The 20,584-nt window shown below is 63.1% G+C and carries 22 protein-coding genes and 1 tRNA gene; 8 read left to right on the top strand and 15 right to left on the bottom strand.

The window, feature by feature from the left end; translation table 11 throughout:
* Positions 1-134 precede the first annotated feature (134 nt).
* Positions 135-1,511, top strand: a complete 1,377-nt coding sequence (locus tag EOC94_RS15900) for a D-alanyl-D-alanine carboxypeptidase (RefSeq protein ID WP_127291668.1) — start codon at positions 135-137, stop codon at positions 1,509-1,511.
* Positions 1,512-1,557: 46 nt separating this feature from the next.
* Here the strand turns inward: EOC94_RS15900 and EOC94_RS15895 are convergent, their stop codons facing one another.
* The 4 genes from EOC94_RS15895 to EOC94_RS15880 form a co-directional block, all read right to left on the bottom strand.
* Positions 1,558-2,259 carry a DnaJ domain-containing protein gene (locus EOC94_RS15895; RefSeq protein WP_185928245.1) on the bottom strand — a complete coding sequence of 234 codons (702 nt, stop codon included), beginning with the start codon at positions 2,257-2,259 and terminating at the stop codon, positions 1,558-1,560.
* Positions 2,256-2,987 (bottom strand): hypothetical protein, encoded by a 732-nt coding sequence (locus EOC94_RS15890; protein ID WP_095485268.1) that lies wholly within the window; start codon positions 2,985-2,987, stop codon positions 2,256-2,258. Before EOC94_RS15890 ends, EOC94_RS15895 begins: the two co-directional genes overlap by 4 nt.
* A gap of 88 nt (positions 2,988-3,075) precedes the next feature.
* Complete coding sequence (locus EOC94_RS15885; RefSeq protein ID WP_095485269.1) at positions 3,076-3,513, bottom strand: DUF1489 family protein; 438 nt, start codon at positions 3,511-3,513, stop codon at positions 3,076-3,078.
* 84 nt (positions 3,514-3,597) lie between these two features.
* On the bottom strand, positions 3,598-5,001 hold the full coding sequence (locus EOC94_RS15880) for an L-serine ammonia-lyase (protein ID WP_095485562.1): 1,404 nt from the start codon (positions 4,999-5,001) through the stop codon (positions 3,598-3,600).
* Between the two features lie 161 nt (positions 5,002-5,162).
* Between EOC94_RS15880 and EOC94_RS15875 the strand changes: the two genes are divergently transcribed.
* Positions 5,163-5,918: a DUF599 domain-containing protein gene (locus EOC94_RS15875; RefSeq protein WP_127205639.1), complete on the top strand. Its 756-nt coding sequence runs from the start codon at positions 5,163-5,165 to the stop codon at positions 5,916-5,918.
* On the opposite strand, the gene EOC94_RS15870 is transcribed toward EOC94_RS15875, so the two are convergent.
* The 6 genes from EOC94_RS15870 to EOC94_RS15845 all read right to left on the bottom strand — a co-directional run bounded on the left by EOC94_RS15870 (position 5,855) and on the right by EOC94_RS15845 (position 10,444).
* The gene (locus tag EOC94_RS15870) at positions 5,855-6,658 is read right to left on the bottom strand and encodes a YdcF family protein (protein WP_127291665.1); all 804 of its coding nucleotides are present in this window, start codon (positions 6,656-6,658) and stop codon (positions 5,855-5,857) included. The two genes, EOC94_RS15875 and EOC94_RS15870, sit on opposite strands and share 64 nt — an antisense overlap.
* 214 nt (positions 6,659-6,872) lie before the next feature.
* Positions 6,873-8,438 carry an amidase family protein gene (locus EOC94_RS15865; protein ID WP_127205641.1) on the bottom strand — a complete coding sequence of 522 codons (1,566 nt, stop codon included), beginning with the start codon at positions 8,436-8,438 and terminating at the stop codon, positions 6,873-6,875.
* A complete protein-coding gene (locus tag EOC94_RS15860; protein WP_127291663.1) occupies positions 8,438-8,896 on the bottom strand; it encodes a GNAT family N-acetyltransferase in 459 nt (152 codons plus the stop codon). The genes EOC94_RS15865 and EOC94_RS15860 overlap by 1 nt, the downstream gene beginning before the upstream one ends.
* Positions 8,897-8,903: 7 nt before the next feature.
* Positions 8,904-9,191 (bottom strand): Asp-tRNA(Asn)/Glu-tRNA(Gln) amidotransferase subunit GatC, encoded by a 288-nt coding sequence (gene gatC / locus EOC94_RS15855; RefSeq protein WP_095793007.1) that lies wholly within the window; start codon positions 9,189-9,191, stop codon positions 8,904-8,906.
* Positions 9,192-9,283: 92 nt separating this feature from the next.
* A complete protein-coding gene (locus tag EOC94_RS15850) occupies positions 9,284-9,697 on the bottom strand; it encodes a hypothetical protein (RefSeq protein ID WP_127291660.1) in 414 nt (137 codons plus the stop codon).
* Between the two features lie 39 nt (positions 9,698-9,736).
* On the bottom strand, positions 9,737-10,444 hold the full coding sequence (locus EOC94_RS15845) for a metal-dependent hydrolase (protein ID WP_127291657.1): 708 nt from the start codon (positions 10,442-10,444) through the stop codon (positions 9,737-9,739).
* 100 nt (positions 10,445-10,544) lie between these two features.
* Between EOC94_RS15845 and ruvX the strand changes: the two genes are divergently transcribed.
* Positions 10,545-11,030, top strand: a complete 486-nt coding sequence (gene ruvX / locus EOC94_RS15840; RefSeq protein ID WP_095485277.1) for a Holliday junction resolvase RuvX — start codon at positions 10,545-10,547, stop codon at positions 11,028-11,030.
* Here the strand turns inward: ruvX and EOC94_RS15835 are convergent.
* From EOC94_RS15835 to EOC94_RS15825, 3 genes are all read right to left on the bottom strand, one after another.
* Positions 10,997-11,308 carry a DUF6105 family protein gene (locus tag EOC94_RS15835; RefSeq protein WP_077384057.1) on the bottom strand — a complete coding sequence of 104 codons (312 nt, stop codon included), beginning with the start codon at positions 11,306-11,308 and terminating at the stop codon, positions 10,997-10,999. The two genes, ruvX and EOC94_RS15835, sit on opposite strands and share 34 nt — an antisense overlap.
* Positions 11,308-11,886, bottom strand: coding sequence for a hypothetical protein (locus EOC94_RS15830; RefSeq protein ID WP_095485278.1), 579 nt, complete (start codon positions 11,884-11,886; stop codon positions 11,308-11,310). The genes EOC94_RS15835 and EOC94_RS15830 overlap by 1 nt, the downstream gene beginning before the upstream one ends.
* Before the next feature lie 128 nt (positions 11,887-12,014).
* The gene (locus tag EOC94_RS15825; protein WP_095485563.1) at positions 12,015-13,643 is read right to left on the bottom strand and encodes a DNA alkylation response protein; all 1,629 of its coding nucleotides are present in this window, start codon (positions 13,641-13,643) and stop codon (positions 12,015-12,017) included.
* Between the two features lie 177 nt (positions 13,644-13,820).
* On the opposite strand from EOC94_RS15825, the gene EOC94_RS15820 reads away from it, so the two are divergent.
* The 4 genes from EOC94_RS15820 to dprA all read left to right on the top strand — a co-directional run bounded on the left by EOC94_RS15820 (position 13,821) and on the right by dprA (position 17,960).
* Positions 13,821-14,780 (top strand): aspartate carbamoyltransferase catalytic subunit, encoded by a 960-nt coding sequence (locus EOC94_RS15820; RefSeq protein ID WP_095485279.1) that lies wholly within the window; start codon positions 13,821-13,823, stop codon positions 14,778-14,780.
* On the top strand, positions 14,780-16,066 hold the full coding sequence (locus EOC94_RS15815; protein WP_095485280.1) for a dihydroorotase: 1,287 nt from the start codon (positions 14,780-14,782) through the stop codon (positions 16,064-16,066). The genes EOC94_RS15820 and EOC94_RS15815 overlap by 1 nt, the downstream gene beginning before the upstream one ends.
* A 173-nt stretch (positions 16,067-16,239) precedes the next feature.
* Positions 16,240-16,827 (top strand): glycerol-3-phosphate 1-O-acyltransferase PlsY, encoded by a 588-nt coding sequence (gene plsY, locus EOC94_RS15810; RefSeq protein WP_095485281.1) that lies wholly within the window; start codon positions 16,240-16,242, stop codon positions 16,825-16,827.
* Entirely contained in the window at positions 16,824-17,960 is a 1,137-nt protein-coding gene (gene dprA, locus EOC94_RS15805) for a DNA-processing protein DprA (protein WP_127291654.1), read from the top strand. Before plsY ends, dprA begins: the two co-directional genes overlap by 4 nt.
* Positions 17,961-18,089: 129 nt before the next feature.
* On the opposite strand, the gene EOC94_RS15800 is transcribed toward dprA, so the two are convergent.
* Positions 18,090-18,165: transfer RNA gene (locus tag EOC94_RS15800), tRNA-Lys, on the bottom strand.
* Positions 18,166-18,461: 296 nt separating this feature from the next.
* On the opposite strand from EOC94_RS15800, the gene EOC94_RS15795 reads away from it, so the two are divergent.
* The gene (locus tag EOC94_RS15795; protein ID WP_095485564.1) at positions 18,462-18,938 is read left to right on the top strand and encodes a BA14K family protein; all 477 of its coding nucleotides are present in this window, start codon (positions 18,462-18,464) and stop codon (positions 18,936-18,938) included.
* A gap of 89 nt (positions 18,939-19,027) precedes the next feature.
* Here the strand turns inward: EOC94_RS15795 and glpK are convergent, their stop codons facing one another.
* Positions 19,028-20,521 (bottom strand): glycerol kinase GlpK, encoded by a 1,494-nt coding sequence (glpK, locus tag EOC94_RS15790; protein ID WP_095485565.1) that lies wholly within the window; start codon positions 20,519-20,521, stop codon positions 19,028-19,030.
* Positions 20,522-20,584 lie beyond the last annotated feature (63 nt).

Raw genomic sequence — 20,584 nt, 5'->3', positions numbered from 1 at the left:
TCAAACCCGAAGAAAATGGTGAACGTGGCGGTTACCATAAACGGATTGGTAACGCTGACCGCGATAGCTTGGCTGGAAGTGAGGCAGGAACCTTTGCCGCCTCCAGGGCAACAAAAAATCCAAAGGAACCATCGGTGCGTCAGGCGTTGTCGGGCATTCTCTCCAAATCCTCTTTGAAAACGATCATGATCCTCGCTTTGGCGATGACATTCGTCGTCGCCGACGCTGCTTCGTCCATGGCGGCGAGGTCGGCGGCCATCGTCATCGACGCCAAGACCGGCAAGGTGCTTTATTCTTCGAATGCGGATGGTCGGCGCTATCCCGCCTCGCTCACCAAGATGATGACGCTTTACATGGCCTTCGAGGCCATGGCGAAGGGCAAGATCAGCAAGAACTCCCGGGTCGTCTTCTCGGCCAATGCTGCTGCCGAACCGCCGACGAAACTCGGCGTCAGACCGGGCGGCGCGATCACGGTCGAGACCGCGATCCTGTCGATGGTGACCAAGTCGGCAAACGACTCGGCAACGGCGCTCGGCGAGCTTCTCGGCGGCAACGAAGCCAATTTCGCCCACATGATGACAGCCAAGGCGCGTGCACTGGGCATGAAGGGGACCGTTTTCCGCAACGCCCACGGCTTGCCAAATCCCGGTCAGTTCACGACCGCGCGCGACATGGCGGTGCTCGGCATCGCGCTACGGGAGCATTTTCCCCAATACTACGGCTATTTCTCACAACGTTCATTTCTCTACGGCCGCAAGCGCATCAACGGCCATAACCGCCTGCTTGGGCGCATCAAGGGGGTCGACGGCATCAAGACGGGTTACACCCGCGCCTCCGGCTACAATCTCGTCTCCTCGGTCGACGACGGCGATCGCCGCATCGTAGCAGTTGTCATAGGCGGGAAATCCGGCGGCAGCCGCGACAACCAGATGGCCGAATTGATCAACACCTACATGCCGAAGGCGTCGTCGCGCGGCAGCGGCATGCTGATCGCCAAGGCAGGCGGCGGCAATCCGATCACCGCGCTGGCAAAAGTGTTCCTGCCCAAGCGCGATGCGCCGACGCCGGACAGCAGGCCGGACGACGACGTCATTGCCTCCCTTGTTGAGGAAAGCGAGCCGGTCGTCGAAGAAACCACCCCCGTCGTTGAGACCAGGAAGGTCAAGACAGTGGCCGTGGCCACGGCGGACGATGTGGCGACCGCACGGGTCGCAGCAGCCTACGCCGAACCCGCGGCGGTCGACCCCGTCAACACGGCATCGGTGCCGTCCGGCTGGGCAGTCCAGGTCGCCTCTTCGCCAAAACAGTCCGAAGCTCAGGCTCTCCTGGACGAGACTAGCAAGCAGGCGCCTTCGATCCTCGCCGATGCCACAGGTTTCACCGTCGCCTTCGAAAAGGACGGCGTCACCTACTACCGCGCCCGGTTCGGCTTTGGTTCAAAGACTGCCGCCTGGAAAGCCTGCAACGCCCTGAAGAAAAAGAAAATCGAGTGCTACGCCGTCCAGCAGTAGACGACGTCGAAAACATCTCCCGGAAAAATTCTGCGTCGAAGGAGAACTAGTTGTGATTGGAGAGCAAGACGTCCTTGGCTTCATTGATCCGCGCCGCCAGAAAAGACGTGCCGCCGATATCGGGGTGCAGGCGCTGCATCAGGCGGCGGTGCGCCTTGCGGACATCCGCCGCGGCGGCCCCCGCTTCAAGACCAAGGATCTTGTAGGCCTCCTCCTTAGTCATGGCGCCCGAACCTGGCGAAACACCCAGCCCTTCGCCACCATTCGCCTCAGCGTCTTTGCGCCAGATGGGAAATCTGCCGTCAAGATACGTCTCTAGCAGCTGGCGGCTCTCCGGGTCGCCGGCGAGTTCGCGATAAAGCTGCTGCAATTCCGCAAGGCTCATGGTGCCGAGCATCTTGCCTTCATGCCGGCCGGCAAGCACCAGCCCCTCCAGACTGCCGGTATCGTGATCAAGCTCCATCTCAAGTGCCGCGGTACGCACCGTCGAATGCTTGCCCGGCTCCAGTTTCGCCGTCGGCCGCTTCATCCGCATGGAGCCATACCAGGCGAGCGCCGCCGACAGGATCAAGCCGCCGATGCCTTCGCGTCCGACCAGGAGCACGGCGACGCCGATCAGCGCCAACAGGACGGGCCCAAGCGTCCTCATTCCGCTGGCGAGTTTGGCAGGGTCGGCGCGGAGAAAGACCGTGACCACGCCGAGCAGCACCAAAAGCAACGCCACGAATGCGATAATCGCGCCCATCATTTCCTGCCGCCCCGCAGATGCTCGATCATCAGCCGGTCTTCCGCCCTGCCCCTGGCCTCCAGTGCCTTCAGCCCGCCGGTCGCAAACACGGCGACCGCCGAGAGCAGGCTGGCCAAGGTTGCGCCAGCCCGTCGATCAAATCGGAACCAAGCTCCTTTGGACAGCCGCGCAATTTCCTTGAACGCCTTTTCTGCGCCGGAATCATGGCCCTCCTGAAAGACGAAGACAGGAACGCCGTGCAGGCCCAGGCTGCCGGCCTTTTCCGCCAGATCGTCTATATTTTCTTCCATCGCATCGCCGATATAGACCAACGCGTTGACCTTGGCCGCAGCAGTCTGTTTCAGCGTATGGGCGAGGACCTTGCCGATCTGGGTGTGTCCGCTGCGGCAATCGATCCTCGTCATCAACTGTTTCAGCGCCTCCGTATCGCTGACGAATGCGGATGAGCGGCACTCGCCAAGGCCCCGAAAATAGACCAGTTGAACCTTGAGCGCTCCGGCCTTGCCGACCGCGTCGAACATCTCGCCCTGCAGCGCACAGGCGAGATCCCAGGTCGGCTGACGGCTCATCGTCGCGTCGAGTGACAGAATGAGCCTGCCAGAACCGGTCGCGGATGCTGCGAGCGTTTTTGCCTGACGGATAAAGGCGTCGATCTCGCCGGTGCTCGATTGGGGCTCGACCGGCGCAGGATTGGCCTTGGCGGGCACGGGCTGCTTCTTGTCGCTCATGACATTCAAGATGTGGCGTTGTCGCACAGCTTGCAAGCCCAGATGAGGCGACCTGGAGGGCCAGCGGCAGCTTTGAATTTGGGCCTTCCTAGAGAAGGCCGAGATCGGCAAGCTCGCGCCTGAGTTTCGGCGGCATCTCGACCAGCCCCGCTTTGCCCTTACCGAGATCGGCCGGTGCGTCCGACGGTTTCAGGTAGCGCCAGCCTTGAAAGGCCCGGCGCGGCTGCCAGTCGGTGCGCACGACCACAGGATCGAGCATCAGGTGACAGCGGCCAATGCCGTCATCATCGGTGAAAGGGCGGATTTCGGTGATCAACTGGCGGCACTGCACATTGCCCTTGATCACCCAGTAGAGGGAACCGCCATCGGTGACCTCGGCGCCGCGCGTCGGCATCATGCGTGTGGTGTGGTAATGCTCGGCCGGCTCGCCGGCGCGCCGCCGTTCGTCGAGGCGGAAGGCGATCCACTCTTCGAGATCTTCGACGCTGTCGCAGCCGACACAGAGCTTTATGATATTGAGAGACATGGATTAAGGTTTAGTCCTGCGCGCGAAGGCGTCAACGGCCTGGTCGACTTTCTCCACAGTGCCAATCCACGGTGCAAGGTTGGCTCAGCACTCCACGATATTGACGGCCAGTCCGCCGAGGCTGGTTTCCTTGTATTTCTCGTTCATGTCGAGGCCGGTCTGGCGCATGGTCTCGATCGCGGCATCAAGCGGCACGAAATGAACGCCGTCGCCCTTGATGGCCAGCGACGCGGCAGTCACCGCCTTGACGGCACCGAGCGCATTGCGCTCGATGCAAGGCACCTGCACCAGTCCGCCAACCGGATCGCAGGTCATGCCGAGATGATGTTCGAGCGCGATCTCGGCGGCGTTCTCGACCTGCTCCGGCGTGCCGCCCATGACGGCGCACAGCCCCGCCGCCGCCATCGCCGAGGCCGAACCGACCTCGCCCTGGCAGCCGACTTCGGCGCCTGAGATCGAAGCGTTGGTCTTGATGATGCCGCCGATCGCCGCCGCGGTCAGCAGGAAATCGCGGATACTTGGTTGGTCGGCCTCGGGATGGAAATGCAGCCAGTAGCGCAGCACCGCGGGCAGCGTGCCTGCAGCACCATTGGTCGGCGCGGTGACGACGCGCCCGCCGGCGGCGTTCTCCTCGTTCACCGCCATGGCATAGATCGACAGCCAGTCATTCGCGAGCAGCGGGTTGGGCCGGTTCTGCCGCCACTGCTCTTGCAGCTTGTCATGCAATTGCCGCGCGCGTCGGCGCACCTTCAGTCCGCCCGGCATGATGCCGTCCTGCGACAGGCCGCGTTCGATGCAGCTCTTCATGGCGCTCCAGATGCCGTCAAGACCGGCGTCGAGCTCCTCGCGCGACATCTGCGTCTCTTCGTTGACGCGCTTCATGTCGGCGATGGAAAGGCCGCTTTTCGCAGCCATCGACAGCATCTCGACGGCATTCTTGAAGGGGTATGGAACCTTCTTGCCTTCCGTCGTCACCGAGCCCTTCGCCTTCATACGCTGCAGCTCCTCCTCCGAAACCACGAAGCCGCCGCCGATCGAATAATAGATACGCTTGAGCAGCAGCCGGTCGTCGGCATCATAGGCGGAGAAAGCCATGCCGTTGGCATGGCCGGAAAGCGGCGTCTTGCGATCCAGCACCAGATCCGTTGCCGGGTCGAAGCGGTAGGAGGGATGGCCGGGCGGTGAAATCCGCTTCTCGGCAGCGATGCTGGCGACGATTCCATCCGCCTGATCGGGGTCCACCGTCTGGGGCGTCTGGCCGGCAAGGCCGAGCACAACGGCACGGTCGGAACCATGGCCGATGCCGGTATAGGCGAGCGAGCCGTGCAGGCTGGCGGCGATGCGGTCGACCCGGGCGCCGGCCGGGCGCGGCCAGTCATCTCCCGCGATCTCGTCGAGGAAACGCCGCGCAGCCGTCATCGGTCCCATCGTGTGCGAACTCGATGGTCCAATACCGATCTTGAACAGGTCGAAAACCGAAAGGAACACGCGCCGCTCTCTCCTATTGGAATTTACATATAGGAATTCCTGTGATGTTTCCGCTCTTTCGAAGATCGCGGCGCTGCACCTGCCGACCTTGTTTGCTCCGGCAGCGACATCGTTGCGCTCCGCCATCGAAGCGGCACCACCGCTTGTGGTAAAAGGGTCGCATGGGCGATTCCTTCCATTTGTCGACGGCAGACCTCGTGGCGCTGGCCTTCTTCCTTTTCGTATGGGTGCTGCATACGCTCGCCTCCGACGGAAAGCTGGTCAGCCGCATGTCGCTGACGACGGCGATGAACGTGCAGCGTGAAGCCTGGATGCGGACCATGGCCGAACGCGAGATTCGCATTGTCGACACCGCCATCATGGCAGGTCTTCAACAGGGAACCGCCTTTTTCGCCTCCAGCTCGCTGATTGCGATCGGCGGCTGTTTCGCCCTGCTCGGTGCCTCCGATCAGGTTGTTTCGGTGCTGAGCAACCTGCCGCTCGGCGCGACATCATCCCGCTCCGCCTTTCAGATGAAGGTGTTCGGATTGGTGCTGATCCTGGCCTATTCCTTCTTCAAGTTCGGCTGGGCCTACCGGCTGTTCAACTACTGCTCGATTCTGATCGGCGCGGTGCCGATCCCGCATGGCGAAGCCTCACGCAACCCGATCAGCGAGACGGCGGTATGGCGGGCGGCGCGCATGAACATGCTGGCCGGAAAACACTTCAATTCCGGCATGCGCGGTGTGTTCTTCTCGATCGGCTATCTCGGCTGGTTCGTCGATCCAAGTGTGTTCGTGCTGTCGACGCTGTTGTTGCTGGCGGTTCTGGTACGTCGCCAGTTCTTCTCAGCGGCGCGGCAAGCCGTGATCGGTCAGCCGCCCGAACCGACACCAGGTCCGGGGAAAAGCCGATCGATGCGGCCCGACAGCCAATAGGTGACGAGCCCTATCCATTCACGGACCGCCGTGGTGGTGACCTCCAACCCGTTGTAAGGGGGAAGCGTGGCTATGTTTTCCTTACCGGAGGTCATGTAGTCGACCGGCCACGCAACGGTCGGAAAACCTGCTTTGTCGAACAGCGCCGTGGCCCGCGGCATGTGGAAGGCCGAGGTCACCAGCAGCCAGGTCTCGCCCGGTTTCGGCGTCACCAATTCCCTGGTGAAGATTGCGTTCTCGTAGGTGTTGCGGGATTTGTTCTCTAGGACCAGCCGATCGGCCGTCACGCCAAGCGCAGTGAGCAGGCGCGGGCCTGTGTCCGCATCGCCCTCACCTGCGGTCATCATCTCAACGGTGCCGCCGGAGATGACGATTTTCGCAGTCGGAAAACGCCGTGCCAGTACGGCCGCCTCGACGATCCGGTCGCCAGCGCCATTGATTTCATAGCCGCCACGCACGGCATTGATGGGGCTCTCCAGACCGCCGCCCAGCACAATGATACCATCAACCTTTTCCGGCAGCGGCGGCTTGGGGAAGCGATCTTCCAGCGGACTGATCATTATTGCGCCGAGCTCCGTCCATGTCGAAAGCGCAAGAATGAGAACGGCAAGGACGGTGCCGGCGGTCGCCCATCGCCGCCGTCCGAACATCGCCGCCACCAGCCCCGCCAGCAACAGGAAGATTGCAAAATTCAACGGCTGGACAAAGAACCAGAGCAATTTGGAAAGATAGAAGAACATCCCTCACCCCCACATCGGCCCAAATCGGAATCGATTCTCGGAAAGCACGATGCGCAGATTCAACGTGCTAGAGCGTACTTTGTGCGTCCAAGTGGACGCACGTCGCTCTAATGCATACCGCTCCATAAGCACGTGGCGCTTTTAGAGTAACAACATGCATAAACCAGGACCAAAGCGCCCCGCATCATTCAAATGCGATGCCTAAGGGACGACACTACCACCACTTTTCCGGCTGGAACGTACCCGCCGCCTGTTCGATGACGTGGGCGGTCTGGAACAAGGTTTCCTCATCGAAGGGCCGGCCGATGAGCTGCAGGCCGAGCGGCAGGCCCTTGGCGTCAAGCCCTGCGGGCACGGCGATACCCGGCAGTCCGGCCATGTTCACCGTCACCGTAAAGATGTCATTGAGGTACATTTTGACTGGGTCGGCGGCCATGTCCTCGTCGGCGATGCCAAAAGCCGCCGACGGCGTCGCCGGCGTCAGGATGACGTCGACGCCCGCCGCGAATGCATTTTCGAAATCCCGCTTGATGAGGTTCCGCACCTTCTGCGCCTGCAGATAGTAGGCATCGTAGTAGCCGGCGGAGAGCACATAAGTGCCGATCATGATGCGGCGCTTGACCTCGCGGCCGAAGCCGGCGGCGCGGGTCCTCTCGTACATGTCGACGATGTCCTTGCCCGGCACCCGCAACCCGTAGCGGACGCCGTCATAGCGGGCGAGGTTCGACGAGGCTTCGGCAGGCGCAACGATGTAATAGGCCGGCAGCGCATATTTCGTATGCGGGAGCGAAATGTCGACGATCTCGGCGCCGGCATCTTTCAGCCAGGCAATACCCTTCTGCCACAGCGCCTCGATCTCCTCGGGCATGCCGTCGACGCGGTATTCCCTGGGGATGCCGATCTTCATGCCCTTGATCGGCTTGCCGATCGCCGCCTCGTAATCCGGCACCGGCCGGTCGACCGAGGTGGTGTCCTTCGGATCGACCGAGGCCATGGATTTCAAGAGGATCGCGGCATCACGCACATCGCGGGCGATCGGTCCGGCCTGGTCGAGCGACGAAGCGAAGGCGACGATGCCCCAGCGCGAGCAGCGGCCGTAGGTCGGCTTGATGCCGACCGTGCCGGTGAAGGCGGCGGGCTGGCGGATCGAGCCGCCGGTGTCGGTGGCCGTGGCGCCGGCACATAGAAACGCGGAGACAGCCGAGGCCGAGCCGCCTGACGAACCGCCCGGCACCAGCTGGGCGTTGTCCAGCGTGCGCGCGGTCCTGGTGCCGCCGGCCGAGACGAAACCGCCATCGCCCTGATGCGTGGTCGGCATCACCACCGTATCGAGCCGCGAACGCCGCCACGGATTGACCACGGGGCCGTAATAGGAGGTCTCGTTGGACGAGCCCATGGCGAACTCGTCCATGTTGAGCTTGCCGAGCATCACGGCGCCGTCGGCCCACAGATTGGCGGTGACGGTCGATTCGTAGTGCGGCTTGAACCCATCCAGCACATGGCTGCAGGCCTGGGTGTGAATGCCTTCGGTGCCGAACAGGTCCTTGATCCCGAGCGGAATGCCTTCGAGCGACCCGCCCTCGCCCTTCGCCAGCTTGGCGTCCGAGGCCCTGGCCATGTCGCGCGCCTTGTCGTCGGTGACGACGACATAGGCGTTGAGCGCCGGATTGGCCCGCTCGATCGCCTGGAGATAGGCTTCGGTGATCTCGGTTGCGGTGATTTCCTTGGCGCGCAGCTTGGCGCGGGCCTGCGAAATCGTGAGTTGCGTCAGGTCGCTCATCAGGCAAGGCTCTTTTCGTAAAACACCGACCACTCGGTATCGGGATAGTCCAGCACCGGGCCGCAGCGCGAGAATCCGGCGCGTTCATAAAGGGTCCACGCAGCCGGATGGCGGTCGCCCGTTTCCAGCACCAGACGCTTCAGCCCTTCATTGCGCGCCAACGCCTCGACCCGCTCGACGATCCTGGCGCCGATCTTCTGTCCACGATGCGACGGCCGCGTGTACATGCGCTTGACCTCGCCGATGGTGCCATCGTGGCGCTTGAGCGCGCCGCAGCCGATGGCAAGGCCGTTGTCACGGGCGATGAAGACAGTCGTGTCGTTGTCGGCCGTCTGTTCGACGGTCATGTGGTAGCAGTGCTCCGGCGGCGTCAATTCCAGCAGCGTGGCGTTGAGCTCCTTAACCAGCCCGCGCACATCGTCCTGCAGCGGCGTCTCGATGGCGATCTCGATTGCCATCGGCCCGCTACTCCACGACCTTCGGAACGAGGAAGAAATTCTCTTCGGTCGCCGGCGCGTTGGCGACGATGTCGGCCGCCTTGCTGCCGTCGGTGACGACGTCCTGGCGCTTCTTCATCTCCATCGGGGTGACCGAAGTCATTGGCTCGACGCCGGAAACGTCGACCTCGTTCAGCTGCTCGACAAAGCCCAGAATGGCATTCAACTCACCGGTCATGCGCTCGGCATCCTCCTCGCTCACCGCAATGCGGGCGAGACGCGCGACGCGCTTCACAGTCTGAAGATCAACGGACATATTTGTTTGTGCCTCGGGAAAACCAGTCCGCGCTATAGCGGCGCGGCGCGTGCCGCGCAACATGCATCGTGCCGAGAACCGGGCCCATAGGTCTATGGCAGGGCCACGCCGTCGCAGAGGAAATAGCTGCCGCTGTTGCTGCCCCCTTCGCTTTCGTCTTCCGCAGGCCGGACCGAAACCAGATCGACCTGCTTCGCGTTCATTTGCGTTACGGAGAGAACGTCCGGAAAGACGTGGCCGGGCTCCTGGCATATGGCTGTCACCGCCCAGCTCGGCGAGAGCGTCGCCTTGGTGATCTGAAGGAACTCGCAATCGTATTCGACGCTTTGCAGGCCACGCGCCGAGAGCACAATGTTGCCAGCGTCGATCAGCGACTGCAGTGTGTCCTTCCTGGCCTGCGCACAAAGATCCTCGGACTGGAGATAGACGCCTTCGATGAAGTCCTCCGCGGCGGACGCCGGGGAAGCCACAGAAACAGAAATGAAAAGAAAGCCCCTCAAAACCATGTTTTCACTCCATTTTGACGCCTTATACCTAGCGTCTTCCTACAAGCTAATCGTCTCGCCGATCTTCGGCAATGCCACTTTCACGTCCGATCCACCCACCCCCGCCACGAACTTTTCGGCAGTCTGATCGATGATCGGGAACGTGCCGAAGTGACTGGGGATGACAGTCTCGAACTGAAAGAAGCGCCGGCAGGCAAGGGCTGCTACCGCGCCACCCATGGTGAAGCGGTCACCGACCGGCACGATCCCGATCTTCGGCTCGTGCAACTCGTTGATCAGCGCCATGTCCGAAAAGATGTCGGTGTCGCCCATGTGATAGAGCGTCTTGTCTTCCGGGAAATGCAGAACGAGCCCGCCCGGATTGCCGAGGTAGGTGTTCTGGCCATTGTCGCGTGGAAACGACGATGAATGGAGCGCCTGGACGAAGGTGGTGGTGAAACCGCCGCAATCCACGGTGCCGCCGATATTGCCGGGATTGATCTTCTTGTCGCTGGCGCCCTGGCCGACCAGATACATGCAAAGCTCGAAATTGGCGACCAGCATGGCGCCGCTTTTCCCAAGCACTTCCAGCGCACCGCTGATGTGGTCGCTATGGCCGTGGGTCAAAAGGACATGCGTGACCCCTTCCGCCGGTCCTTCCCAGCCGCCCGTCCATGACGGATTGCCGACCAGATAGGGATCGATGAGGATTTTCGCGTCGGCGGTTTCGACGCAAAATGCGGAATGTCCGTACCAGGTCAGTTTCATGAATGCTTTCCTCGATTTTTGCTTCGGCAAAGGATAGAACGCCGGCACTAAAATTAAAGTCCCACAGCGTCCTTTGCGACGTGTAATCCAAGGAAAGCCGTTGAGCATCATCACCATCGAAGAGTTGCCGGCGCGGCTCAGCGGCGGCAAGACGCTGGCCGGGCTCGACCTCGGCGACAAGACCATTGGCGTGGCGGTTTCCGACCGGGGCTTTGCCTTCGCCCATCCGCGCCCCGTCATCATGCGCAGGAAATTCTCGCTGGATGCAGCTGTGCTGCTCGCCTTGCTGCAGAAAGAGAATGTCGGCGCCGTGGTGCTCGGCCTGCCGATCAACATGGACGGGTCAGAAGGTCCGCGTGCCCAGAAATCCCGCGCCTTCGCCCGCAACATGGCTGGTATGACCGACCTGCCCTTCGTTTTATGGGACGAGCGACTGTCGACGGTGGCGGCTGAGCGGACATTGATCGAGATGGATTTTTCGCGCCGCAAACGCGCCGGCAAGATCGATTCGGCCGCGGCAGCGTTTATCCTGCAGGGCGTTCTCGACCGGCTTCAGGCGCTCGGCGTCGATGCCTGGTCGAAATAACGGTCGCGCATTATCCTGATCCAGCCACCGATCACCCGGCGGCGGCGAAACGCCCAAAACGCCATCAGCAGCAGACTGTCGAGGATGCAGGCCTTTGCCACCATGCCAGGAATGAGCGCCGGATCAATGCCAAGCATTTCCCCATAGAGCTGGAAAACCAGGTCATGCAATTGGCGGCTCAGCATGACATAGCCGAAATTGATGTCGTTGAGCGACAGGAAGAACCAGCCCCAGAACAGAGCGAGCGGTGCCGCCCATAGCGCGAACAAGGTGCGCATCAGCGGCCATCCCTCAAGTTCGTGTCCGGCCTCAAGTTTGTGTCCGGCCGGCCGGAAATGCGCGAAAGCGCCGAGTTGTGCGCCGCCGCCTTCGCCATCACATGCGCTGCGGCACGGATTTCGCCGGTGCCCGGATCCGCTGCGGCAAAAGCCGACCGCCGCTCTGCGAGCATGGCGACATAGGAAGCCAGCAATGCCGCCAGCTGCACCGCGACGACCATGAACAGCCCGTTGATGCCTTGCGCGGCGCCGCCGACCACGATCAGCGACAGCACGCCGGAAGCGGAGATGAAGGCGACCCGCACAACGCTGTCGGTGGCGTCCGGATTTGTCGGGACGCTGAATAGAGACTCGACAAAAGCCCAGCAGAACAGCACCGCGACGACAAGCAGCGCCACGGCAAGCGGCGCCACCACGATGGCATTTTCGAGGTCGACGAAGCGGGTGTCCTGGACGGCAACGCCGAGCACGCCAAGCGCTGCAGCAACACCGCGATTTCCGTCGATGCAGATGAACGCCAGCAGGGCGAAAACGACCGCCCAGTGCAAGGCCAGAAAGGAGCTCAATATGTGCCGCATGGCGTTCCTGCTTCAGTAAACAGGACAGTGGGCTTTGCGGCTTGCGACCGCAATGGAAACCATTTGTTAAGGTTAACGGCTTTCCACAGAGCGGCGATCGACGAGGAAAATCCGTCCCCGAAGCCTTCTCAGGTGACCGGCGGATAGAGCGTGTCGATGATCATGCGCGCGTCATGGCGCGAATCGAGCATGCCATAGGTGTTGCGCCACTGGCCGGCGAGGCGCGTCTCGACGAAGGCGTCGGCGATCCGCCCTGCCCCCAGCCTGCGAAGCTCCGCCGCTGCCGCCGACAGTGCCAGTTGTTCGGTGAGCAGACGAGCCGAGCCCTCATCGGTTGCCGCGACCTGCATTGCCGCCTTGAGCACACCGACGGTGCCGCGTCCGCCGGCGCCGAGATCGCGGTCGATGCCGGCCAGCACCTCCTCGAACAGGCCGGGCGCACGCCCCAGCACGCGCAGCACGTCGAGCGCCATGACGTTGCCGGACCCCTCCCAGATCGCGTTGACCGGAGCTTCGCGATAGTAGCGGGCGAGCGGCCCCTCCTCGACATAGCCGTTGCCGCCGAGGCACTCCATCGCTTCATAGAGCAGCGGCGGCGCGATCTTGCAAACCCAGTATTTGACGACCGGCGTCATGGCGCGCGCGAAGGCCGCCTCGCCACGGTCGCCGGCCGCCTCGTCGAAGGAGCGCGCCAGCCGGAACGACAGTGCGGTGGCGGCAGCAACGTCGAGCGCCATGTCGGCCAGCACGCGCTGCATCAGCGGCTGCTCGATCAGATTGGTCCCAAACACCTGGCGGTGACGGGCGTGGTGGACGGCCTCGGCCAGCCCGGCACGCATGATCGCCGACGAGGCGATCGCGCAGTCGAGCCGGGTCAGCGTCACCATGTCCATGATCGTCTTCACACCCGCCCCGGGCTCGCCGATCATCTCGCCGATGGCGTTGACGAACTCCACTTCCGACGAGGCGTTGGAGCGGTTGCCGAGCTTGTCCTTCAGCCGCTGGAAGCGGAAGCCGTTGCCCGAACCATCGCCGAGAATACGAGGAACGAGGAAGCACGAAAGCCCTTCCGGCGCCTGTCCAAGTACCAGGAATGCATCCGACATCGGCGCCGACATGAACCATTTGTGGCCGGTCAGCCGATAGAAGCCGCTGCCGGCGCGCTCGGCCCGGGTGACGTTGGCGCGGACGTCGGTGCCGCCTTGCTTCTCGGTCATGCCCATGCCGAGCGTCAGCCCGGCCTTTTCGACCGGCGGCTTCTGGCTCTGGTCGTATTTGCGTGTCGTCACGCGCGGCGCCCATTCGCGAAACAGCTTCGGGCTTGCCATCAGCGCTGCCAGCGATGCGCTGGTCATGGTGATGGGACAGAGATGCCCGGTTTCGAGCTCGGCCGTCAGGTAGAAACGGGCGGCGCGCACCTGATGACGGCGGCCGATCTCGGCGTCGCCATTTTCCCATACCGACGAATGCAGCCCGTTCGCCACCGACCGGCGCATCAGCGCATGATAGGCTGGATGGAACTCGACCAGGTCGATGCGCCGGCCCTGCCGGTCATGGGTTCTGAGCTTCGGCGTCTCGACATTGGCGAGGCGGGCCAGCTCCTGCGCCTCCTGCGTCAGCACGAAACGGCCGAGCCCATCGAGATCCTTGCGCACCGGATCGGAAAAACGCTCGGCAAGCTGGATCAGCAACGGATCGCCCCGCCAGGCGTTGCCGCCTGCCAGCGGCGGCGGCTGGTTCGTCACGTCGTCGGTCACGCCCAATCCTTCTATCGGCAGAAAGGCCTTATCATCACAAGGCCACGAATCCGAAGCCATCAGCTAGATATAGCCCAAGCCGCGCAACGCGCGCGACGAAAATACCGGGGAGAAAGGCCGCAATCCAAAGCTGGTGCTTGCAGCCAAAGGTCCTCCACCCTATAGCAGCGCCTTGAGATGACCGACGCTTCGTCCCTGCCACTCTATCCCCACCGCCATCTTCTGGGCATCCGCGATCTTTCCCCCGCCGACATCGAGCTTTTGCTGGACCGGGCGGACCGAGCGGTCGCGATCTCGCGGCAGTCGGAGAAGAAGACCTCGACGCTGCGCGGCCGCACCCAGATCAACCTTTTCTACGAAGCGTCGACCCGCACGCAATCATCGTTCGAGCTGGCGGGAAAACGGCTCGGCGCCGACGTCATGAACATGTCGGTGGCCAGTTCTTCGGTGAAGAAGGGCGAGACGCTGATCGACACGGCGATGACGCTGAATGCCATGCGCCCAGACATACTGATCATCCGCCACCAGTCGGCCGGGGCTGCGGCGCTGCTGGCGCAAAAGGTCGGCTGCTCGGTGATCAATGCCGGCGACGGCGCCCATGAGCATCCGACGCAGGCGCTGCTCGACGCGCTGACCATCCGCCGCGCCAGGGGTCCGCTGTCGAAGCTGATCGTGGCGATCTGCGGCGATATCCTGCATTCGCGCGTGGCGCGCTCCAACATCATGCTGCTCAACGCGCTCGGCGCCCAGGTCCGCGTCGTGGCGCCGTCGACGCTTCTGCCCGCCGGCATCGAGAAAATGGGCGTGATCGTCACTCGTTCGATGGCCGAAGGGCTCAAGGACGCGGATGTGGTGATGATGCTGCGCCTGCAGCGCGAGCGGATGGAAGGCGCCTTCGTGCCTTCGGTGCGGGAATATTTCCGCTATTTCGGCCTCGATGCCGAGAAGCTGAAGGCGGCCAAGGACGGCGCTCTGGTCATGCATCCCGGCCCCATGAACCGCGGCGTCGAGATCGCCTCGGAAATCGCCGACGGTCCGCAGAGCGTCATCCAGGAACAGGTGGAGATGGGCGTTGCCGTGCGCATGGCGGTGATGGAAGCGCTGCTCGATCCTCGCCGCAATCGCGAGGTTGCATGATGAGCACGACGGTCTTCAGCCAGGCCCGCATCGTCGACCCATCGCGCGGCATCGATGAGGTCGGCACGGTCATTGTCGAAGGCCGCAAGATCGTCGCTGCCGGCAAGGCCGCCTTGAACCAGGGCGCTCCGCAAGACGCTACGGTCATCGACTGCGCCGGCAAGGCTGTTATCCCCGGCCTGATCGATGCGTGCGTCTTCATCGGCGAGCCCGGCGGCGAGCACCGCGAAACCATCGCCTCGGCCAGCGTCGCTGCGGCCGCCGGCGGCGTCACTTCCATCGTCATGATGCCCGACACCGACCCAGTGATCGACAATGTCGCGCTGGTCGAATTCGTGCTGCGTACCGCCAAGGACACGGCCATCGTCAACATTTTTCCGGCTGCGGCGATCACCAAGGGCCTCGAAGGCCGCGAGATGACCGAATTCGGCCTGCTGCGCGAGGCCGGCGCGGTCGCCTTCACCGACGGACGGCACACCATATCAAGCGCGCTGGTGATGCGCCGCGCGCTGACTTACGCGCGCGATTTCGGCGGCGTGATCGCCCATGAAACCCAAGACGCCGACCTCGCTTCGTCCGGCGTCATGAATGAAGGCCTCTATGCCAGCTGGCTCGGCCTTGCCGGCATCCCGCGCGAGGCCGAGTCCATTCCGCTGGAGCGCGATCTGGCGTTGGCGCGGCTGACCGGCGGCGCCTATCACGCGGCCAAGATTTCGACGGCGATGGCGGCAAACGCGGTAACGCGGGCGAAAGCCGACGGCGCGAATGTCACATCAGGCGTCTCAATCCACAACCTGTCGCTCAACGAGAACGATGTCGGCGAATACCGCACCTTCTTCCGGCTGACGCCGCCGCTGCGCGCCGAGGAAGACCGGCTGGCGATGATCGAGGCGGTCAAGGACGGCACGATCGACCTCATCGTCTCCTCGCATGACCCGCAGGACGTCGATACCAAGCGCCTGCCCTTTGCCGATGCCGCGGCCGGCGCCATCGGGCTCGAAACGCTGCTGGGCGCGGCGCTGCGGCTCTATCACAATGGCGACGTGACACTACTTAGATTGATTGAGACCTTGTCCACCGCGCCGGCAAGGCTGTTCGGCCTGCCCGGCGGCACGCTGAAGCCGGGCACTGTCGCCGATCTTGCGCTGATCGATCTCGACGAACCGTGGATCGTCAGCGAAAGCGGAATCCGTTCACGCTCGAAAAACACCTGTTTCGAAGGCGCGCGGCTGCAGGGCAAGGTCTTGCAAACAATGGTGGCGGGCCGCACAGTGTTTTCAGCCTAGGGAGTGTCGATATTCAGGTGATGCCGGCCTGCGAACGGCGGTTTTCTGCGCTTCCGGTACTCACGTACCCAAAAGTACGCTGCGTTCCGGTTCTCGGAAACCACCATTCTCGACTCGGCCTGACCTGAATCTCGACACTCCCTAAAGCCGGCAGTTGGAGTTCAGGGGGAACAATGGCTTACGACATCGTCTTGGCGCTGGTGTTCGGCTATCTGCTTGGCTCGATCCCTTTCGGGCTTCTGATCACCCGCGCCGCCGGCCTTGGCGACGTCCGCAACATCGGCTCCGGCAATATCGGCGCTACCAATGTGCTGCGCACCGGCAACAAGGGCCTGGCCGCCGCCACGCTGTTGCTCGACGCGCTGAAAGGCACGGCGGCTGTGCTGATCGCCGGTCACTTTGCACCGGAGCTCGGGCCTTGGGCCGGCCTTGGCGCCTTTCTCGGCCATCTCTTTCCGGTCTGGCTCGGCTTCAAGGGCGGCAAGGGTGTCGCCACCTATCTCGGCGTGCTGATCGCCCTTGCCTGGCAGGTGGCGCTGATCTTCGCCGTCGTCTGGCTGGCCGTTGCTTTCCTATTCCGTTTCTCCTCGCTGGCGGCGCTGACGGCAGCAGTCGTCGTGCCGATCGCGCTCTATGTCCTCAGCACGCCTGAGATTGCCGGGCTGTTCGCGCTGATGAGCCTGATCGTCATCATAAAACACCGGGCCAATATCGCGCGGCTGCTGGCCGGCACCGAGGGCAAGATCGGGACCAAAGAGTGAGCCAGCGCGCCGCCGGGCCGCGGCTCAGCGACAGGCAGCGGTTGAGCTGGCTTCGTTTGATCCGCACGCCGAATGTCGGCCCGGCCACCTTTCGCGACCTGATCAACCGCTTCGGCTCGGCCGAGACGGCGCTCGAGATGCTGCCCGAGCTGATGATTTCGGGCGGCGCCAGAAAGATCGTCCGCATCCCGTCGATTGCCGAGGCCGAGGCGGAGCTGGAAGCAGCCCGCCGGGCCGGCGCCCGCTTCATCGGGATTGGCGAGGCCGACTATCCGCCGCTGATGAAAAGCATGGACCATCCGCCGCCGCTGCTCGCGGTCAAGGGCGAAGGCGCGGTGTTCCGGCTGCCGGCAATCGCCATCGTCGGCGCCCGCAACGCTTCGCTGGCCGGCATCAAGATGGCGCGAACGCTCGCCGCCGAACTCGGCCGCGACGGCTACGGCATCGTCTCCGGCCTGGCGCGCGGCATCGACACGGCAGCACATCAAGGCAGCCTTGCGTCAGGCACGATCGGTGTGCTGGCCGGCGGCCTCGACCTGCCCTACCCGCCTGAGAATGCCGGACTATGCAACGAGATTGCCGAGCGCGGCGGCGCCATCATTTCGGAGATGCCGTTCGGCTGGCAGCCACGCGCCCAGGATTTTCCGCGCCGCAACCGCCTTGTCGCCGGCGCAGCATTGGGGCTGGTCGTGGTCGAGGCGGCGCACCGCTCCGGCTCGCTGATCAGCGCCAGGCTTGCCGGCGAGATGGGCCGGCTGGTCTTTGCCGTCCCCGGCTCGCCGCTCGATCCGCGCGCCGCCGGCACCAACGCCTTGCTCAAGGACGGCGCCACCCTGGTCACCGAGGCATCGGACGTTACCAGTGCGATCGCGCCGCTGGTCGGCGCACTGGCACCAAGGACGGCTCCACTTGGCGAGCCGCCCGACTTTTCGGCAACGCCACCGCCCGGCGAGGACGACCGCGCCCGCGTCGTCGAAGCCCTCGGCCCGACGCCCGTAGCGATCGACGAGATCATCCGCCACACCGGCCTGCATCCCGCTCAGGTTTTCATGGTGCTGCTGGAACTCGACCTCGCCGGCCGCCTGGAGCGCCACGCCGGCGGGAACGTGTCGCTGGTTTTTGGGGATATTTAGCAGGGTCGGTAGCCGGAAGCATCGCGTGATTGCGAGAAAATGTTCTCGCATGGCCTCGCATTTTCTCGCACGTTCCGGCGCTGTTCCAGACGCTAAAGCGCTAACTTACTGATTTCTCGCACGAAACAATGGTGAGCGCGCAGGGATTCGAACCCTGGACCTACTGATTAAAAGTCAGTTGCTCTACCGGCTGAGCTACGCGCTCCCGCGGGCTCAGAATGCCGCCCTCGAAATTGCGCGGAACATAGGGAGAGTGCCTCGACCGGTCAACCGGAAAAAGAGGGCGCGCAAGTCGGGCTTTTCCACGCACTTGCAGCGCCTCGCACATCGCGTCAGCAAAGGGCGGAACGGCCTTTGACAGACAAGCCCAATACCGGCTTTTCGTCGAGGCCGAGCAGGAGAGAGAACGTTACAGATCAGCAGCTTGCTACTTTGACGGAACAATTGCGCAGCCTGCCCGTTTTTGTCGCTACAAGGGACGACGCTTTCAAGGAGAAGATCATGAACAGGATCATGTCGGGCCTGCTGGCGACCGCGTTGTCAGCGTCATTCGCTGTAGCGGAGATCGTGCCCGTCAACGCCCAGCCCACCTACGTGCCGCTTGGTCAGAACGTTTCGTCGGATGTCCAGACTGTCGACCACAGGCGGTGGAGGCGTAGTTTCAACCGCGATCGCGATTTTTCCCGCCGCGATTTTCGTCGCGGTTTCGCGCGTGACGACGGCAGGTATTGGCGCGGCCATCGCGGTTATCGCTATTATCGTCGCGGCTATCGCCGTCACGGCGACTTCTGGTTCCCGTTGGCTGCCTTTGCGACCGGCGCGCTGATCACCGGTGCGATCGTCAACCAGAACCGCCGCGTCTATCGAGGCGATTCGCACGTGGAGTGGTGCTACAGCCGCTACAGATCTTACCGGGCATATGACAACACGTACCAGCCTTACTATGGCCCGCGCCGGCAGTGCATCTCGCCCTATTGATAAAGCTCGGGCGGAGCTGAGTAAGAGTTATTGAAGAGCCTGCGCCGGCAACGGCGCGGGCTTCCGTGGTGACATCTTGCTCGAAGAACTTATTGCACGCTCAGCGTCCTGCGCACAGCATCGCGCCAGCCCGCCAGCTTGGCGGAACGGGCGGACGCATTCATCTCCGGCTTGAACCGCCGCTCGAGCGCCCAGCTCTTGGCGAAGTCTCTCGCCTTCGGCCAGACGCCCGCTTTAGAGCCGGCCAGCCATGCCGCGCCGAGCGCCGTCGTCTCCAGGATCGTCGGGCGGTCTACCGGCGCATCGAGGATGTCGGCAAGCCGCTGCATGGTCCAGTCCGAGGCCACCATGCCACCATCGACCCTGAGAACGGTCTTTACTGACGCGCCCTTCCAGTCCTTGCGCATCGCGTCGAGCAGGTCGCGGGTCTGGAAAGCCACAGATTCCAGTGCGGCGCGGGCAAATTCCGCCGGGCCCGAATTGCGGGTCAGCCCGAAGATGGCGCCGCGCGCTTCGGCATCCCAGTGCGGCGCGCCAAGCCCGACAAAAGCCGGCACCAGATAGACTTCCTGCGTCGGGTCGGCGCCCGCCGCCAGCATGCCGCTCTGCTCCGCCTTGCCGATCACCTTGATGCCGTCGCGCAGCCACTGCACGGCTGCACCGGCGATGAAGATCGACCCTTCCAGAGCATAAGTGGTCTTTCCGTTCAGCCTGTAGGCAATGGTCGTCAACAACCGGTTCTTCGAGCGCACCAGATCGCTTCCGGTGTTGAGCAGCGCGAAGCACCCCGTGCCATAGGTGGATTTCATCATGCCCGGCTCGAAACAGGCCTGGCCGATGGCCGCTGCGTGCTGATCGCCAGCCACGCCGAGGATTTTTATCTCTGCGCCGAACAGGCTTTCCTCTGTGATTCCATAGTCGTCAGCGCAATCCTTCACCTGCGGCAGCATTTTTGCCGGTATGCCGAGAATCGCCAGAAGCTCGTCGTCCCAGGTATTCTTTTCGATGTTGTAGACCAGCGTGCGCGAGGCATTGGTGGCGTCGGTGGCGTGAACCTTGCCGCCGGTCAGCCGCCAGATCAGAAAGCTGTCGATCGTGCCGGCCAGCAATTCGCCCTTCTCGGCACGTTTTCTGGCACCCTTCACCTTGTCCAGCATCCAGGCGATCTTGGTGCCGGAGAAGTAGGGATCGAGCAGCAAGCCGGTCTTTCTGGTGAACTTCTTCTCCAGCCCCTGCTTCTTCAATTTCTGGCACAGCGGCGCGGTGCGGCGATCCTGCCAGACAATCGCGTTGTGGATCGGCTTGCCGGTCGCCCTGTCCCAGATGACGACGGTCTCGCGCTGGTTGGTGATGCCGATCGCCGCGACATCCGACGCATGGCGGCCGGCGCTCTTCAGCGCAGCCTTCACCGTCGCCACGACGCTCGACCAGATCTCCTCGGGATCATGCTCGACCCAGCCGGAGGCCGGATAATGCTGGGTGAATTCCTTCTGCCCGCTGCCCACCATCTTCATCTCACGGTCGAACAGGATCGCCCGGCTCGATGTCGTTCCCTGGTCGATTGCAAGGATAAAGCTGTTCATTTCCATTCCCCTCGGCGCAAACAGGGGAGACGGCAAGATGCCGCCTCCCCCGATTGTCGCGAT

The sequence above is a fragment of the Mesorhizobium sp. M6A.T.Ce.TU.016.01.1.1 genome, from assembly GCF_003997065.1.
GTDB lineage: Bacteria > Pseudomonadota > Alphaproteobacteria > Rhizobiales > Rhizobiaceae > Mesorhizobium > Mesorhizobium mediterraneum.
Note: the sequence above shows the minus strand (reverse complement) of the source record. Positions and strands in the feature narration are given on the sequence as shown.

Bases quoted from the DNA above. Each gene is read 5' to 3' on its own strand.
- EOC94_RS15895 (WP_185928245.1), bottom strand. From the start codon at position 2,259: ATGATGGGCGCGATTATCGCATTCGTGGCGTTGCTTTTGGTGCTGCTC.
- EOC94_RS15890 (WP_095485268.1), bottom strand. From the start codon at position 2,987: ATGAGCGACAAGAAGCAGCCCGTGCCCGCCAAGGCCAATCCTGCGCCG.
- EOC94_RS15885 (WP_095485269.1), bottom strand. From the start codon at position 3,513: ATGTCTCTCAATATCATAAAGCTCTGTGTCGGCTGCGACAGCGTCGAA.
- EOC94_RS15875 (WP_127205639.1), top strand. From the start codon at position 5,163: ATGGGCGATTCCTTCCATTTGTCGACGGCAGACCTCGTGGCGCTGGCC.
- EOC94_RS15870 (WP_127291665.1), bottom strand. From the start codon at position 6,658: ATGTTCTTCTATCTTTCCAAATTGCTCTGGTTCTTTGTCCAGCCGTTG.
- EOC94_RS15865 (WP_127205641.1), bottom strand. From the start codon at position 8,438: ATGAGCGACCTGACGCAACTCACGATTTCGCAGGCCCGCGCCAAGCTG.
- EOC94_RS15860 (WP_127291663.1), bottom strand. From the start codon at position 8,896: ATGGCAATCGAGATCGCCATCGAGACGCCGCTGCAGGACGATGTGCGC.
- gatC (WP_095793007.1), bottom strand. From the start codon at position 9,191: ATGTCCGTTGATCTTCAGACTGTGAAGCGCGTCGCGCGTCTCGCCCGC.
- EOC94_RS15850 (WP_127291660.1), bottom strand. From the start codon at position 9,697: ATGGTTTTGAGGGGCTTTCTTTTCATTTCTGTTTCTGTGGCTTCCCCG.
- EOC94_RS15845 (WP_127291657.1), bottom strand. From the start codon at position 10,444: ATGAAACTGACCTGGTACGGACATTCCGCATTTTGCGTCGAAACCGCC.
- EOC94_RS15835 (WP_077384057.1), bottom strand. From the start codon at position 11,308: ATGCGCACCTTGTTCGCGCTATGGGCGGCACCGCTCGCTCTGTTCTGG.
- EOC94_RS15830 (WP_095485278.1), bottom strand. From the start codon at position 11,886: ATGCGGCACATATTGAGCTCCTTTCTGGCCTTGCACTGGGCGGTCGTT.
- EOC94_RS15820 (WP_095485279.1), top strand. From the start codon at position 13,821: ATGACCGACGCTTCGTCCCTGCCACTCTATCCCCACCGCCATCTTCTG.
- EOC94_RS15815 (WP_095485280.1), top strand. From the start codon at position 14,780: ATGAGCACGACGGTCTTCAGCCAGGCCCGCATCGTCGACCCATCGCGC.
- plsY (WP_095485281.1), top strand. From the start codon at position 16,240: ATGGCTTACGACATCGTCTTGGCGCTGGTGTTCGGCTATCTGCTTGGC.
- EOC94_RS15795 (WP_095485564.1), top strand. From the start codon at position 18,462: ATGAACAGGATCATGTCGGGCCTGCTGGCGACCGCGTTGTCAGCGTCA.
- glpK (WP_095485565.1), bottom strand. From the start codon at position 20,521: ATGAACAGCTTTATCCTTGCAATCGACCAGGGAACGACATCGAGCCGG.